This window comes from Bradyrhizobium sp. LeoA1Lang (assembly GCF_055413685.1).
This window is the reverse complement of the sequence record NZ_JBVAPG010000187.1, coordinates 1-14330: the sequence shown is the minus strand read 5'-3', so window position 1 is coordinate 14330 and position 14330 is coordinate 1. Positions and strand designations below refer to the sequence as shown.

Below are 14330 nucleotides of genomic sequence, written 5' to 3'. Positions count from 1 at the left end.
ACCGCGCTTCACTCTCTCCATGCTGATCGAGATTCATCTGGCCCCTCCGTGCGCCAAATTCTGAATCTCTCCAAATACTTGATTCTCAGCCCTAACGGCCGCGACCTTCTGACTCAGTAAGATTAGCGAACTCTGTTGAGCCATCGAGAACTTCAGCGAGCCGAATTGGATTAAGTTCATCTGCGTGAAAGATGTAACCAATTACATAGTCCAGGTTGGCGGGATGCCCATCGATGACGCCAACTAGTTGTAAGACTTGTTCTCTGGGCAGGTTCGCCCTTCGCCTTTTTAACTCATGCAGAATTGCAACTTCGGCTTGAGAGTCAGTTAGAGGCGCGAGCCTATAGAAAGCAACCGTATCGTATTTTCTTTTCACCCAGTCAGGCGCGTTCCGGTATAGGATCAAAATGTGCAGCAGATCTGTTATTTCGGGGTTTTGCGCTAGTATTGCCCTAAACATCGGGGTGAGGTCTCCGTCATCACCGACGAGGCCTCCAGCATCAACGAACTGTATGAATTCTCGCTGATTATAGATCGATTTTATCTCCGATCCGACTAGCTTGAGTTGTTCTATTTCTGACGATTTGGAGAAGCCAGTCAGCCGCTCTAGCAGGTTAGCTTGCTCCAGATTTTTGTACTGAAGGCCGAGGAGTTGCCGAAAAATGTCGTCGTAGGATGTACTCACTTCTACAACGACGCTTTGGGACGAAATGTTGAAGCTACCGTAGATATCTTGGCAGAACTTTCGAGCTAGGGTCCGCCGTCCAAGGCGATCAAAGCCTGAGATCGCAATCGTCCGAAAATTTCTCGAAGGGTCAATTACTAGACGCTTAAGTTCGCCGAGATTCTCATCTCGAGACACGAAGACATCTGTCCGCGAACGATCTACGAATACCTCGGCGAGTATGCCTCGAATCTGACGAGCGCAGATAAGGGGCGTCTTCTCTATGCGTACAATATTGGTATCTCTAATTTCAGCGTCAAGAAGTTTAAAGGTGTCTCGATCAGCGCAGTAAACAACTATACGGCTAAAACGATTATCCTTCAGCCTCGTCAAAGCCTGTTTGATTTCTTCGGCGACCCAATTCGATCTCAAACTGTGCTGGGAAGCGAAGAGGACAAAAATTGCGCATCTGTCGAGCGCATTCAGAATAACCGTCGTATTTAGCTTGGCTGGTTCAAAGGTCACGCTGTCCAGTTCCGCAAGCGTGGGTCCAAGATCGTCGAACACGTCGTGGACATATGCTTTGTCAATACTGGAGTGCGACAGAAAGGCTCGGACAGGAGGAATTGGAGTGGTCATCGCAATTTCCTTGTAGCATCGTGACGTAGTGGCGCAATTGAGGTGTATCATAGAACTTGCCAGGCCGTGCTTGCCAGATATTTGTAATTTCCAACAACAAAGTATGCCCGCCCGCTTACGGCCTCGGCACAGGCCTCGAACAGGTTGAGCGCCTCGATCCCGTGCGGCCCGTCATCATTAGGCAGGAAGATTGGATAGGCGCAACTCTCGACCGATCATGAGATTGTCGGACAGGTGAAAGCCTTCGATGCGAGATAGGTACCGGCAGTGCCGAGTTGCCTCTTCATGCGTGCTCCAAAGCTGAAGATCGGCTACCCCTGCCGAGGAGCGAGCCGATCTCGATCGCCGCGGCGGCCGACGCGCCGCCGAACGCGGTGAGGCTGGCGACGATGATGTCGCTTCGTTCCATCATCGGGACGTCCTTGGCGAAGACCGCCTGCTGGGTTTCGTCGTACTTGGCGATGGTATCGAGACCCTCGTTCGGGGTGGCAGGTCGCGCAAGCCGTGACGCCCAGCTCTCGACCTTTCGCGCGGAATGCGCAAACCGCGTTGGGGAGAAACACGCGGCGATCGGATGATCCGCAAGGGCGCTCGCCGCCTCACGCGCACTAGCTCCGTGCGAACACCAACAGCCCGTTCGCCGGGATCGTCACTGCGGCGGACGCGGGCAGGCCGTGCAGCGGCGGGCCGTCGGCATGCACGCTGCCATCGCCGGTGACGGTCACCTCACGGTCGTAGATGTCGCTGTTGAACATCTCGCGCCAGCGGCCTCCAGCGGGAAAGCCGATCGCGTAGTTGTGGAACGGGCTTTCGTTCAGGCTGCAGACCACCACGACGTCGCCGCCGTCGCCCTCGACCCAGCGCTGGAACGCCAGCACGCGGTTGTCGTCGTGGACATGGATGACGGCGCAGCCTTCGCCGCGCAGGCCCGGCGTCGTCAGGCGCAGGCCGATCAGGTCGGAGGCAAAGCGCAGGAAGCCGGCCATCACCTCATCGCCGCGGTCGAACGCCGCCCAGTCGATTTCGGTATCCACGCTCGGCGTGTCGCTCCATGGCTTTGACGCCAGCATCTCCTGGCCCATGAACAGCATGGGAATGCCGGGCGCGGTCAGCAAGAGGCCAAGCGCGAAGCGGCTGCGGCTGCGCGCATACCAGGATCTCGGATTGCTGCCGTCGGCGAGCGCCGCGATCCGCTCGTCGCGTCCCATATAGACGATGTCGTGGTTCTCGATTGCGTGCACCGCGCGCCAGCGGTCGCGCAGGCGGATCGCGGCGATCGCGTCTGCGATCGCTGACATCGGCACGCGCGCGCTGGCGCCCTGCGAGGCGCTCGCAATCGCCGCCCGCACGCTGTTGCGGATGCCGTCGCTCCAGGTGGCGTCGAAGCCCGCGCCGCCCTCGCTGCGATCCTTCAAGATCCACGCATTGACCGGCCAATATTCGGCGATCTGGATCGCCTCGGGCTTTTGTGCGCGCAAGGTTGAGGTGAGGTCCTGGCAGGTGGTCCAGCCGCCAAAGCGATCGATCACGCTGACTTCGTCGAAACGGAAGCCGTCGATCCGATACTCCTCATAGAGGAACGTGGCGTTGTCGATCAGGAACTGTTTGACGCCATCGTTCCAGAACGCGAACACCAAGCCGCCCGCCCAGCCCTGGTCGGTGAAATAGAGGCTGTTGTTGTTGTCGCCGGGCACCTCGCGGTCGAGGAACCACAAGCTCTTGTCATCGAACCCGCCGCCGGCGTGATTGTAGACGACGTCGAAGATCACAGCGATGCCATGGACATGGCAGACGTCGATCAGCGCGCGGAGCTGGTCGTCGCTGTGCCTGAGAGTGTCGACGCCGGCATAGGGCGCGTGGCCGGCCGCCTGGAGGATCGCGTTGGTGCGATCCACGTAGCGGCTGAGCTTTGCCTCGTTGGCCTCGGCATATTGGTTCTCCGGGCTATAGAGATCGACGCCGTTATAGCCCATGCTGAACGTGGTCGGGAATTCCTGGATCGGTAGCAGCTCGATGGCGTTGACGCCGAGCGCGGCCAGGTGCGGCACGCGCTCGATCACATCGAAGAACTTGCCATCCGTGTTTTCCGGATGCGGTGCGAACGTCCCGACGTGAAGCTGGTAGACGATCAGGTCGCTGAATGCCGGCGGCACGAAGCGCTCGAGGTGCCAGGGAAATCGCCCGGCATCGCGCAGCACGGAATGGCAGGCAGGGAAGGACGGCTGGACGCTCAACAGCCGCGCCCGCGGATCGCGCTTGAAGCCGGACGAGCCGACGCCCTCGACATAGAACAGGTAAGCGTCGCCGTCCTTCAGGCCAGGCACGAAGCTCGCCCAGTGCCCGCCGCCGATCTCCGACATCAGCGAACCGGCATCCTGCCTCCAATCGTTGAAGTCGCCGGAGACATGGACCGCGCTGGCCCGCGGCGCCCAGACCCGGAATGTCGCCCCGCCGGGCACGAGCGTGCCGCCTATCGGAGCGCGGTTGAGGTCCGGCCCAGGCATCTGTCTTCCCCCTGAACGCGTGGCGCCGGAAGAATGAGCCCGGCGGCTGCGGCCGGCAAGATTGTCGCCCACCATTATTACGCGGATGCGAAAGCGGGAGCCTCGGCTGGACCGGGACTGCTGCTCTTTGCGGAAAAGAACGGAGAAGGGATAACGCGCGGAACCAAGGGGCGGTCCGGCGACTTATCCGCGCAGGCTCTCATCGAGGCTCAAGAAAATGAAGCTGCTGCAGCGTCTCTCCCGGCTGTTCTGGCGGCGCCGGGAGTTGCGCCAACCGCCCGTCTTTCCGCAACCCACCATCGATGCCGACGAATTCACCCGGCTCTTATGCAGCCGGCGGGTCGAAGATTTGAAAACGCTGGCGAAGAAGCTGAGCCAGCAGCCGAGGGCCCACGCCTGAGGCCTTGGTCCGTCGCCTCTCCCTGGCTGCGCTTCCCGCTAATGGGGGCGCAGCGGGCCCGTTGTTTGTGTTTGTCGTCACTACGATATCGCGGTGAGTGCCACTATTTCGGCCTGATCCCCTCGCGTCGAGGGTACCAAAATTTTTTCGCGACCCCCCTTGAAACTGGATCGGCCTTTTCCAAGATTTTTTTCGCCATCCGGTGGATGGCGTCCGAGCGCCTGATGGGCCCGGACTAGGACGGGCACCGGTAGTGTCCGGTGCCGCTCGTATCCAACTTGCTCATTGGAGGATTTGGTTATGCGCAGCTACGACTTTGCTCCCCTGTGGCGTTCGACCATCGGGTTCGACCGCCTGTTCGACCTCGTCGATGCCGCGGCCCGCGCCGGCGAGGACAACTACCCGCCCTACAACATCGAGCGGCTCGGCGAAGATCGCTACCAAATATCGCTTGCGCTCGCGGGCTTCTCGCCCGACGAGATCTCGGTGACGGCCGAGAGCAACGTGGTCACGATTGAAGGCTGCAAGTCCGACAAGGCCGAACGCGAATACCTCTATCGCGGTATCTCGGCGCGGCCGTTCAAGCGGCATTTCAATCTCGCCGACTACGTGCAGGTGAAGAGCGCCGCGTTCGACAACGGACTACTGAAAATCGAGCTGGTCCGCGAGGTGCCCGAGGCCATGAAGCCGCGGCGGATCGCCATTGATGGCGCTCCCGCGAGCAGCGTGCAGCAACTCGAAGCAAAAGCGGCGTAACGTCGTCGGCACGGCGATGCGCACCCCGCCCGGTCCAAGTGCCGGGCGGGACGGTTGAAACTTGTCTGACAAGCATTGGGAGCAACCAAATGATCGATCACACTGACAATGTCGTCGATTTGAATGTCATCCTGCACCCCGCCTCGGCTTACGACCATCCGCGCGACGTGTTGGCGGATGCGCGGCGGTCGACGGCGGAAAAGCGCGCCGTGCTGGCCTCATGGGCGTCGGACGCGGCCGCAGTTTCGTCCAGTCCGGCATTGCGTGAACTTCCCGGCGCCAAGTGTGCCGTCAGCGTCGATGAGGTGCTTGAAGCGCTGTCGGCGCTCGACCCCGATCCCTCGGGATCGCCGGGCGGCAAGCCGTACCGGCGGAAATCGACCTCGCGCGTCGCGCTGGCGGCGTAGAGCACATTAGGAGCCGGGGAGATCATGTTCCGGGTATTTGCGAGGAATGGTGCAGGCGGCGTCTCCGTCATCCTCGCAACGGCGGCATCGGCGCTGGGAAAGGTGGAGGAGTTTCGCGACGACGGATTTCGCATGGTCTCGGTGCTCGATGCATCCGGAGCGACGATCAGCGAAGCCGAGCTGACTGCCATGGCGCAAGCCGAGGGCAAGGGCGCCTTGCCATGAGGCATGGCGCCTTCACCCGCGCCATGCCAAAACGGCCGATCGATGCCCTACTGCGCTTTCTCGTGTGCGGCCATGCCGACCGCCTTGTAATCGTAGGTCGGATAGAATTCGGTGCGATAGGCGCCCCAGGCCTTGTCCTCGAGCACGCGATTGACCTCGCGCAGCCGCGATGCCGGCAGCCGCAGCGTCACCACTTGGCCGATGCCCATCATCACGTACCAGCTCACGACCTCGACGCCCGCGGGCGGAAAGGCCTTGTAGTAGCCCTGCTTCTCGAGCTGTGCGTTGAGTTCGCTGAGCGGGCGCGACTGATCGTGCTTCAGGAACACCGTGAATCACCGCATTGTCGGCCGTCGGCGGCGCCGTGCCCTCCGCGGGCGCGGTCTGCGCAGTCGCGGCCGATGCGAACGCCAAGGCGCAAGCAAGTGTCGCCATCGCAAGCCATGATCCGGTTACTCGCGCCATCGCGGTCTCCCTTCATCGTTGTGAAGATTGAGATCACGATCATTGCGGTGCCGGGGAAGGCTGTAAATCGCAAACCCCGGTGCGAGGCGCCGCGCATCGATCACAAATCATGCAGCAATGCCCTGCAACGGGTTGACTTCTTGCGCACACATCACTCCGGCCCCATGTTCGTGTCATGTCAGCGCAAGCGCCGCGTGATCGTCGTCAGGCCCGCATAAGCGTTCTCTGGAAAACTCTCGAACTCGCGCATCGATGATGCGGTTTCCATTCGCGTCATCGGTGATTCGCTGCGCGTTCGGGAACCGCCACATGGAACTCACAAATATGCTTGTGAAATTACGCCATTTCGCCACAATTTCAGTATTTTCCCGATGAGTAGAAATACTGAGATTTGCCACATTCCTGCGAGAATTGTTGCAAACTCTAGGCGCGTCTGCCTCTATTTCCTTGTGAGCTGGCAACACATGGTCGCGTTCTCAGTATTCCTACTGAGTGCCGAGTTAACGCGGGAACAGCCTTAGGGTCGCTAGATCGGTCGCATGACACAGCACGAGCATCGAGCCGACGGGTCACATCTGTCGAAGTGGATGGAAGACCGCGCCCCATTCGAGAGCAATCGTGAGATTGTGGAACTCGCTGCACAGCGTGCGCGCGCGACGGAAGAGGCGGGCGCTGCGATCGCGCGTCAGTTCAACGGTCCGATGACGGCGCTCCTGCTCTACATGAACGAGATCAAGCAGCACAGTCATCAGTTCGCGCATTCGCCGGCAGCCCGAATCTACCTGCAGCAGGTGGTCGAGAACGCCCTGCAGCAGACCGAGCGCGTCTGCGCGATGCTGAAGCAGATTTCGGAGATTCATCCGGGAGCCGCTACCGTCATCGATCAGAAGGCCGGATGGGACAATCCGCCCGCGCACATCAAGGACGAAAGCCGGCCGCCAAAGGTGACGGTTACATCCAAGGCCGGCCAGAAGCCGCTCACCAGGCGCGAGCGCGAGGTGCTCCGTCTCATCAGCGAGGGCTATTCGAACAAGCAGGGCGCGCTGCACATGAAGATCAGCCCGCGGACATTCGAAAGCCATCGCGCCGAAGCGATGCGCAAGCTCGGCGCGCGCAACACCGCCGAGCTCGTCCGCAAGGCGCTGATGCAGTCGTCCTGATCCGTCGAGCGCGATGGATTGGATGGCAGCCAGAGGCGGCAACGCACGCCGCAGGCGGGGGCAGTGAAGCGTCATAAAGCACGACGCACTTGCGCGGAGCTTGCGCTTAAGCAAATAACGATTCGATTCAAATTGATAGCATCGTAGCCCGGGTGAAGCGCCAGCGTAACCCGGGGCCGCGGTCGACACCTGCGTGAATCTCCCGGGTTACGCGTTCGCTCCACCCGGGCTACGTCGTTCAGAGGTAATCTTCCGCGAAGGCGCGGATGCGCGGGGCTGACCGCAGGTTCGCAGTGGCGGGCTTCGGCGTCTCCGGGATGATCGTGATGGTCCAGGCCGCCGGAACGCTCGACTTGTTTTCAACGATGGATCGAACGTGACCTGTGACCGTCGCGCCGGCCGAACGTGCGGTCACGGTCCTGCCGTTGAACTGTGCGATACGAAAACGCCTGGCTTCCTTCTGGTCCGTCGTTTCGAACGTGAACATGTCACCTCTCCCGTGTTCACGTCGATTATCGCCGGTTAAGCTTAGCCGTCCGTGAAAATTGAGAGCCGTAGAAGTACGGCCGGGTTTCCACCCGGGAAGCAAACGCGCGGTTGCGCTTATGGCGTAACCGATTCACACCCCTGAATCAGGCGGGTGTATTGGGCTTTCACCGTCGCGTAGCATTCGCAAGAGGTCTTCATCAGGCCGTCGAGATTGGTGATCTCGATATGGCCTCGGCTGTAGTGGATGAAATCCGCCTGCTGAAGCGTGTGCGCGACCAGCGAGACGCTGTTGCGGCGCGCGCCGATCATCTGCGCTATTGCTTCCTGCGTCAGCACCATCTTGTCGCTTCCGGACAGGTCGCGAGTGTGCAGGAGGCATCGTGCGAGCCGCGATTCCACGGTGTGCGAAGCGTTGCAGCCGGCGGTCTGCTGGACCTGCGCATCGACGGCAAGTCCGTGCCGCGCCAGCGCGTAGCGCAGCGTCGCGCTCTGGTCGGCGGCGAAGCGAAGCTGCTCGAGGTCGATGGTCGAAGCGATGCCGGGCACCACCACCACCGCGCTGTTCAGTGCGGTCGCGTCCCCCAGCGCGGCGAACGCGCCGAAGATGCTGTCGCGCCCGACCAAGGCGATCTGCACGTGCTCGCCGCGCCCGACCTTCACGACCAGGGAAATCGCACCCTTGTGCGGCAGGTAGGCACGCTTGACTATTTCGCCGGCCTCGACGAGGACCATGTCCTGGATGAGATCGACTGTGCGCAGATGCGGGCGGATCAGTTCGAAATCGGATGCCGATAGTGCGGACAAGAATCCGTTTAGCGGACGAGGAACCGAATCCAAAGCAGTCTCCTGCCTCATTGCTAGCGTGTATCTCGGCCTGGCAGCCGACACACGCTGCCCGAGTTGCAAGATGGCCTTGCCGCGCATCGCGGGCAAGGAAAACCTGTCCATTTGACGGATGTCGTTTGATACTCGCCGGCGACTGTGGCCTCAGCGACGCAGGTTCCGCTGCTCAGAGCGTTTTCGAGCGCAGTGGACACCGGTTCGCATAGCAATCATGTTTACGCAGACTGCGTAGACCTATCTGCGCAGAAAACGCGTCAAAACAAGAATCTAGAGCTTCGGTTCTGATTCCATCAGAACCGAAAATGCTTTAGAGGGCTTCTCATTCCGTCTTGAGCAGTCGACCGCATTGCTTCCTCACCGCGGTGTAGCACTCGCAGGCGGCTTTCTGCAGACCTTCGAGATCGATGATTTCGATATTCCCGCGGCTATAGCGGATCAGGCCGGCCTCCTGGAATGCGTGTGCCACGATCGAAATGGCATTGCGCCGAACGCCGAGCAGCTGCGACAGACATTCCTGGGTCAACGGGAGTGGTTCTCCGCCGCACAACTCTCGCGTGTGCAGCAGCCAGCGCGACAGCCGGGATTCGACCGTGTGAGATGCATGACATGTCGCGGCCTGCTGGGCCTGCACCGACAGCGCCTGCTGGTGCCCTGACCAGAACTTGCCGCAGAGCGCTGCTTGCCTCCATCGCGGCGCGCAGCCGATCGGTTGCGAGAACCGAGGCGATGCCGGGTATGATGACGACGGCGTCCGCCAGCGATGGTCCGTCATGGAGCACGGCAGTGCCGCCGACAATGCTGTCGCGTCCAATCTTGGCGACTTCGACGGTCTCACCTTCCGCGAAGCCGACGATCAGTGAAACCACGCCGCTATGCGGCAGATAGACATCGCCGATCGGCGCACCGGCCTCGAACAGCACGGTATCTTTCGTCAGTTCGACGATTGCGAGATGCGGCCGCAGCAACTCGAATTCCGCCGCTGGCAGAGTCTGCAACAGATGATTGGACGGACGCGATGATCCAGACATTCCCTCTCCTGCCGAAAGGCGGGAGCTCACGGTCTCGCGTCACCTACTCATGGCATGTCGGATAACGCGAAGAATAGCTTTCCCTCAAGATTGCACAAGAGCTACACGCGAGAGACTATACACCTTACCGGGCAGACAGACGTTTTCGTTTGCGACCGAACAAAAAATCGCGCGCTGATTCGCGCGAGGAAGCTGCGCTGAGGATGTCGACGCCGCGGGACAAGCGATCAACGGCGGACGGCTGTGCGAATGGTGGCACCGTGTGTATGCGAAATACCACGCGCACGATTGAAAGGAACTTGTTAGCGCGTTTTCGAGCGAAGTGGACACCGGTTCGCGTGAAGAAAACGCGTCAAAACAAGAATCTAGAGCTTCGGTTCTGATTCAATCAGAACTGAAAATGCTCTAGCGCAACGTGGCTGTCTTCTCCGACGAGACAAGCACGAAACATTCCTACAGAATTCGAAAAGAAAGCCGCGCGACGACGATTTGAATCAAAGTCTTGGCGCGACGCTCTCTCGATCGCGGTGAAGAGCACAAATCCATCACACTCGCTTTGTCTGTCGACGACGAGATTTGCCTGCCGCGTGCGATCCGCAATCGCAATCCATCGTGCGTGCTGCTGTTTCGATCTGCGCATTCACACTTGCGATTATCTCAGTAGAACTACTGAGAAATGCGTCTGCGCGTGGAGTTTCTGGGTATTTGTACTGAGGAGCGATTTAACGAACGGGTAGCGCCGCCGGAACAGTGTGGCACGGTCGCGGGAGTGAAATTTCCGGCGGCTGCGTCAATCGTGTGTTCATCCAGAAGGGTATCAAACTATGTCCGGCATTATTCTTTCGTCTTCGGTTCGCCAGAACCTGCTCTCGCTGCAGTCGACCGCTGATCTACTCGCCACCACGCAGAGCCACCTTTCGACTGGCAAGAAGGTCAACTCGGCCCTCGACAATCCCACCAACTATTTCACCGCCGCCTCGCTCGACAACCGCGCCAGCGACATCAACAACCTGCTCGATGGCATCGGCAATGGCGTGCAGGTGCTGCAGGCCGCCAACACCGGCATCACCTCGCTGCAGAAGCTGGTCGACAGCGCCAAGTCGATCGCCAACCAGGCGCTGCAGGCGACCTCGGGCTATTCCTCCAAGTCGACCGCCACGTCGGCGGCCGTAACCGGTGCGACTGCCACGAACCTGCTCGGCGATGCAGACACGGCTGCGACCGTATCGGGCACTGCGGTGGCCAACCTGGCTGGTACGGAAACGCTGGCGGCTGCCGGTTTCGCGAATAACGACTCCTTTACCGTCAATGGCAAGACGATCAGTTTCGTGACGGGCGCCGCGGCCGATGCTGCATCCACAACCGATGCCACCACCGGCAACGTGACGATCAGCCTGTCGTCGACCACCGGCGGCAAGGTCAGCGACGTCCTTGCGGCGATCGACGGCATCACTGGAGGCACATCGTCGATCAGCGCGGGCAACGTTCTGACCATCAGCAACGCCGCCACCGACAAGACCAACAGCATCACCCTCGGTGGAACCGGCACCGTCCTCGCCAAGCTCGGCCTGACGACAGGTGAGACCAAGCCGACCAATACCAAGAATAATCAGGTCCTCAGCATCGATGCGATCGGCAGCAAGGCGGCTCAGACCATCACCATCGGAACCGGCGCCGGTGCGGTGAATACCCTGGACGACCTGAACAAGAAGCTCGCAGACAGCAACCTGACGGCTTCGATCTCCAGCGATGGCAAGCTGAGCATCACGACTGCGAACGACGATGCGTCGGTTGATCTGACTGGCAAGATCACCGGCAGCGCCACGGGTGCCAGCGGCCTGCTCGGGACCCTCACCACGACCGCACCTGTCAAGGACATCAACGCGCAGAACACCCGCGCGGATCTGGTGCGCCAGTACAATATTGTGATCGACCAGATCAAGACGACGGCGCAGGATGCCTCCTTCAACGGCATCAACCTGCTGAACGGCGACCAGCTCAAGCTGGTGTTCAACGAAACCGGCAAGTCGTCGCTGACGATCAACGGCGTGACCGACGATCCGGGCGGCCTCGGCTTGGCGGCGCTGACTTCCGGGACCGACTTCATCGACAACGACAGCACCCAAAAGGTTCTCACTTCGCTGAACAACGCGTCGAGCACGCTGCGTTCGCAGGCGTCGGCCTTCGGCTCGAACCTGTCGGTCGTGCAGATCCGTCAGGACTTCTCCAAGAACCTGATCAACGTGCTGCAGACCGGCTCGTCCAACCTGACGCTGGCCGACACCAACGAGGAAGCGGCCAACAGCCAGGCGCTGTCGACCCGCCAGTCGATCGCGGTGTCCGCGCTGGCGCTCGCCAACCAGAGCCAGCAGAGCGTGCTCCAGCTCCTCCGCTGAGCGCTGCGACGAAACCGAACACGGAAGCGGCGGAGGCAACTCCGCCGCTTTCGGACTGACGAATTGCGAGACCGGATGGCGGCGTGCCCAACGCCGGTTTGCGCGACGAAGATTTCGAAGATCGAGGGCGAGCAAACGCCCAGGTCTTTATCTAGAAAAGCCGTTGCCTAGAAAAGGAGACGATCATGCCGTTACGCGTCGAGCTGAAGCCGTTTGAACGGATCGTCATCGGCGAGACCGTGCTGATCAACTCCGGCACCCGCACTTCCTTCCTGATCGACGGCGAAGCGCCGATCCTGCGCGAACGGGACACCGTGACCGCGGAGACCGCCAACACCCCGGCGAGGCGGCTCTATCATTGCGTCCAGACCATGTACCTGAAGAACGAGGCCAGCGTTATCGGACCGCCTATCTCGGCTTCGCCAAGGAGCTGCGGGAGGCCGACGCCAGCACGGGCGAGGCGCTCGATCTGGTTAACCGTCATGTGGCGGATGGCGCGCTTTACAAGGCGCTCAAGGAAATCCGCAAGCTGATGCAGCGCGAGCAGCAGCGCGCCGCGGCCTGAGCCTGCCGGCCCGCCCTCGCACGCGAAAACTCCAACGAATTCATTGCCTTCGTGCCGGTACGCGGCAGCGATCGATTCCGGCGCGTTCGGCATCGGCCGCGCCGCACGGTATCAACATGCCATCCGTATTCGCACGGACGGTAAAATTAAGTGGTTGTGAGCCGCCAAGGCCTATCGATTGACCAGCATCTACAAGAACAATCGAGAGGCGAATTCAGATGGACGATCCCCGTGTCGGCGAGCAGGCGCGGACCTGCCTTGTCGTCGATGATTCCAGCGTGGTGCGGAAAATCGCGCGCCGCTTCCTGGAAGAACTCAATTTCCAGATCATCGAGGCCGAGAACGGCGAGCGGGCACTGGACGCCTGCCGGCGCGCCATGCCCGCAGCGGTGCTGCTCGACTGGAACATGCCGGTGATGGACGGCCATGAATTCCTGCTCCATCTGCGCCGGCTGCCCGGCGGTGACCTGCCCAGGGTCGTGTTCTGCACGACCGAGAACAACATCGATCACATCTCGCGCGCGCTCGAGGCGGGCGCCGACGAATACATCATGAAGCCGTTCGACAAGGACATCATCGCCGCCAAGTTCCACGCAGTCGGCCTGATCGCAGCCTCGATGCCCGCCTGATCGTTCGAAAATCCCTTGCGCTGAGAGGCCGCCGTGAACGCTTCCGACTACGAGTATCTGCGTAAATTGCTCAAGGACCATTCCGGTCTCGACCTGTCCGCGGACAAGCAATATCTGATCGAAAGCCGCCTGCTGCCGCTGTCGCGCAAATGCGGCCTCTCCGGCATCGACGATCTCGTGCAGAAGATGAGGGGCGGATCGGCCCGCCATATCGCGCAGGCGGTCGAGGCCATGACCACCAACGAGACCTTCTTCTTCCGCGACAAGGCGCCGTTCGATCATTTCCGCGATACGATCATCCCGGAGCTGTTGAAGGCGCGGGCGGGCCGCAGGACGATCCGGATCTGGTGCGCCGCCGGCTCGACCGGGCAGGAGCCCTATTCGCTGGCGATGTGCCTGAAGGAGATGAGCGCGCAGCTTGCGGGCTGGCGCACCGAGATCCTCGCGACCGATCTGTCGCAGGACGTGCTGGAGAAATCCAAGGCCGGAATCTACAGCCAATTCGAGGTGCAGCGCGGCCTGCCGATCCAATTGCTGGTCAAGTATTTCAAGCAGAACGGCGAGATCTGGCAGGTCAATGCCGACATCCGCGCGATGGTGCAGCACCGGCAGCTCAACCTGCTGCACGACTTCTCGCAGCTCGGCACTTTCGACGTCATCTTCTGCCGCAACGTCCTGATCTATTTCGACCAGGACACCAAGATCAACGTCTTCAACCGCCTCGCCAGGTCCCTCGAGACAGACGGCTTCCTGGTGCTCGGCGCGGCCGAAACCGTCGTCGGCCTGACCGACGTCTTCAAACCCTGTCCTGAAAAGCGCGGCCTCTATCGGCCGACCGGCACGCGTCCCGCGGTCGCCCCGATGGCGGCTGCCGCGATGCCCAGGATGGCCGCGATCGGAGGACGCTGACGATGAAGGAGACCAGCAGGGCAGCGGAGCGGGTGACATTCAGTCGCGGCTATGAGGTGTGCATCATGGCCATCGATGGAACCTGGCGGCGCAATTGCGTGCTCAACGCCATCTCCGAAAATGAGTGAGCGTCACGAGAGGATCGCCGTGCCCGGCCTTGACTTGCGCGGAATGCTTTGGATTGCCCGATCGGGGTGATTGACGCTGCCGCTGGGCGATGATTGGGTGCTCCCCTCTGAAGGGACCTCTGA

The 14330-nt window shown here is 60.8% G+C and carries 15 protein-coding genes and 3 pseudogenes; 10 read left to right on the top strand and 8 right to left on the bottom strand.

Annotation, left to right across the window (positions count from 1 at the left end; all coding sequences use genetic code 11):
* Positions 1-91: 91 nt before the first annotated feature.
* From ACZYOF_RS37095 to ACZYOF_RS37085, 3 genes are all read right to left on the bottom strand, one after another.
* Positions 92-1303, bottom strand: coding sequence for a TIR domain-containing protein (locus ACZYOF_RS37095; RefSeq protein ID WP_463718862.1), 1212 nt, complete (start codon positions 1301-1303; stop codon positions 92-94).
* 283 nt (positions 1304-1586) lie between these two features.
* On the bottom strand, positions 1587-1874 hold the full coding sequence (locus ACZYOF_RS37090; protein WP_463718863.1) for a nucleoside 2-deoxyribosyltransferase: 288 nt from the start codon (positions 1872-1874) through the stop codon (positions 1587-1589).
* 37 nt (positions 1875-1911) lie between these two features.
* Positions 1912-3807 (bottom strand): alpha amylase C-terminal domain-containing protein, encoded by a 1896-nt coding sequence (locus ACZYOF_RS37085; protein ID WP_463718861.1) that lies wholly within the window; start codon positions 3805-3807, stop codon positions 1912-1914.
* A 217-nt stretch (positions 3808-4024) separates the two neighbouring features.
* Here ACZYOF_RS37085 and ACZYOF_RS37080 point away from each other — a divergent pair, with 217 nt between their 5' ends.
* The 4 genes from ACZYOF_RS37080 to ACZYOF_RS37065 all read left to right on the top strand — a co-directional run bounded on the left by ACZYOF_RS37080 (position 4025) and on the right by ACZYOF_RS37065 (position 5595).
* Positions 4025-4207: a hypothetical protein gene (locus ACZYOF_RS37080; protein WP_130578755.1), complete on the top strand. Its 183-nt coding sequence runs from the start codon at positions 4025-4027 to the stop codon at positions 4205-4207.
* Positions 4208-4507: 300 nt separating this feature from the next.
* Positions 4508-4963, top strand: coding sequence for a small heat shock protein HspD (gene hspD, locus ACZYOF_RS37075; RefSeq protein WP_282531344.1), 456 nt, complete (start codon positions 4508-4510; stop codon positions 4961-4963).
* 89 nt (positions 4964-5052) lie between these two features.
* Entirely contained in the window at positions 5053-5370 is a 318-nt protein-coding gene (locus ACZYOF_RS37070) for a hypothetical protein (protein ID WP_463718860.1), read from the top strand.
* A gap of 24 nt (positions 5371-5394) precedes the next feature.
* Positions 5395-5595, top strand: a complete 201-nt coding sequence (locus ACZYOF_RS37065) for a hypothetical protein (RefSeq protein ID WP_282531342.1) — start codon at positions 5395-5397, stop codon at positions 5593-5595.
* 47 nt (positions 5596-5642) lie between these two features.
* On the opposite strand, the pseudogene ACZYOF_RS37060 reads toward ACZYOF_RS37065, so the two are convergent.
* Positions 5643-6030, bottom strand: a pseudogene (locus ACZYOF_RS37060) (hypothetical protein).
* 569 nt (positions 6031-6599) lie between these two features.
* Between ACZYOF_RS37060 and ACZYOF_RS37055 the strand changes: the two are divergent.
* Entirely contained in the window at positions 6600-7220 is a 621-nt protein-coding gene (locus tag ACZYOF_RS37055) for a LuxR C-terminal-related transcriptional regulator (protein WP_394566003.1), read from the top strand.
* 238 nt (positions 7221-7458) lie between these two features.
* On the opposite strand, the gene ACZYOF_RS37050 is transcribed toward ACZYOF_RS37055, so the two are convergent.
* The 4 genes from ACZYOF_RS37050 to ACZYOF_RS37035 form a co-directional block, all read right to left on the bottom strand.
* Positions 7459-7707 (bottom strand): hypothetical protein, encoded by a 249-nt coding sequence (locus ACZYOF_RS37050; protein WP_463718859.1) that lies wholly within the window; start codon positions 7705-7707, stop codon positions 7459-7461.
* Positions 7708-7823: 116 nt separating this feature from the next.
* A complete protein-coding gene (locus ACZYOF_RS37045) occupies positions 7824-8564 on the bottom strand; it encodes a Crp/Fnr family transcriptional regulator (RefSeq protein WP_463718858.1) in 741 nt (246 codons plus the stop codon).
* A 307-nt stretch (positions 8565-8871) separates the two neighbouring features.
* Entirely contained in the window at positions 8872-9075 is a 204-nt protein-coding gene (locus ACZYOF_RS37040; protein ID WP_463718857.1) for a helix-turn-helix domain-containing protein, read from the bottom strand.
* Positions 8978-9580, bottom strand: coding sequence for a Crp/Fnr family transcriptional regulator (locus tag ACZYOF_RS37035; RefSeq protein ID WP_463718856.1), 603 nt, complete (start codon positions 9578-9580; stop codon positions 8978-8980). The genes ACZYOF_RS37040 and ACZYOF_RS37035 overlap by 98 nt, the downstream gene beginning before the upstream one ends.
* Positions 9581-10404: 824 nt before the next feature.
* Here ACZYOF_RS37035 and ACZYOF_RS37030 point away from each other — a divergent pair.
* The 5 genes and pseudogenes from ACZYOF_RS37030 to ACZYOF_RS37010 form a co-directional block, all read left to right on the top strand.
* Positions 10405-11976, top strand: coding sequence for a flagellin N-terminal helical domain-containing protein (locus ACZYOF_RS37030; RefSeq protein ID WP_130578763.1), 1572 nt, complete (start codon positions 10405-10407; stop codon positions 11974-11976).
* A gap of 185 nt (positions 11977-12161) precedes the next feature.
* A pseudogene (gene flbT, locus ACZYOF_RS37025) lies at positions 12162-12541 on the top strand (flagellar biosynthesis repressor FlbT).
* Between the two features lie 218 nt (positions 12542-12759).
* A complete protein-coding gene (locus ACZYOF_RS37020; RefSeq protein WP_130578765.1) occupies positions 12760-13170 on the top strand; it encodes a response regulator in 411 nt (136 codons plus the stop codon).
* A 33-nt stretch (positions 13171-13203) separates the two neighbouring features.
* Positions 13204-14079, top strand: a complete 876-nt coding sequence (locus tag ACZYOF_RS37015; protein WP_463718855.1) for a CheR family methyltransferase — start codon at positions 13204-13206, stop codon at positions 14077-14079.
* A gap of 2 nt (positions 14080-14081) precedes the next feature.
* Positions 14082-14204: pseudogene (locus tag ACZYOF_RS37010) on the top strand (PilZ domain-containing protein); the annotation flags it as partial.
* Positions 14205-14330: the final 126 nt, after the last annotated feature.

Excerpts from the sequence above, each read along its gene's own strand:
- ACZYOF_RS37095 (WP_463718862.1), bottom strand. The coding sequence starts at position 1,303 with ATGACCACTCCAATTCCTCCTGTCCGAGCCTTTCTGTCGCACTCCAGT.
- ACZYOF_RS37085 (WP_463718861.1), bottom strand. The coding sequence starts at position 3,807 with ATGCCTGGGCCGGACCTCAACCGCGCTCCGATAGGCGGCACGCTCGTG.
- ACZYOF_RS37080 (WP_130578755.1), top strand. The coding sequence starts at position 4,025 with ATGAAGCTGCTGCAGCGTCTCTCCCGGCTGTTCTGGCGGCGCCGGGAG.
- hspD (WP_282531344.1), top strand. The coding sequence starts at position 4,508 with ATGCGCAGCTACGACTTTGCTCCCCTGTGGCGTTCGACCATCGGGTTC.
- ACZYOF_RS37070 (WP_463718860.1), top strand. The coding sequence starts at position 5,053 with ATGATCGATCACACTGACAATGTCGTCGATTTGAATGTCATCCTGCAC.
- ACZYOF_RS37065 (WP_282531342.1), top strand. The coding sequence starts at position 5,395 with ATGTTCCGGGTATTTGCGAGGAATGGTGCAGGCGGCGTCTCCGTCATC.
- ACZYOF_RS37055 (WP_394566003.1), top strand. The coding sequence starts at position 6,600 with ATGACACAGCACGAGCATCGAGCCGACGGGTCACATCTGTCGAAGTGG.
- ACZYOF_RS37050 (WP_463718859.1), bottom strand. The coding sequence starts at position 7,707 with ATGTTCACGTTCGAAACGACGGACCAGAAGGAAGCCAGGCGTTTTCGT.
- ACZYOF_RS37045 (WP_463718858.1), bottom strand. The coding sequence starts at position 8,564 with ATGAGGCAGGAGACTGCTTTGGATTCGGTTCCTCGTCCGCTAAACGGA.
- ACZYOF_RS37035 (WP_463718856.1), bottom strand. The coding sequence starts at position 9,580 with ATGTCTGGATCATCGCGTCCGTCCAATCATCTGTTGCAGACTCTGCCA.
- ACZYOF_RS37030 (WP_130578763.1), top strand. The coding sequence starts at position 10,405 with ATGTCCGGCATTATTCTTTCGTCTTCGGTTCGCCAGAACCTGCTCTCG.
- ACZYOF_RS37020 (WP_130578765.1), top strand. The coding sequence starts at position 12,760 with ATGGACGATCCCCGTGTCGGCGAGCAGGCGCGGACCTGCCTTGTCGTC.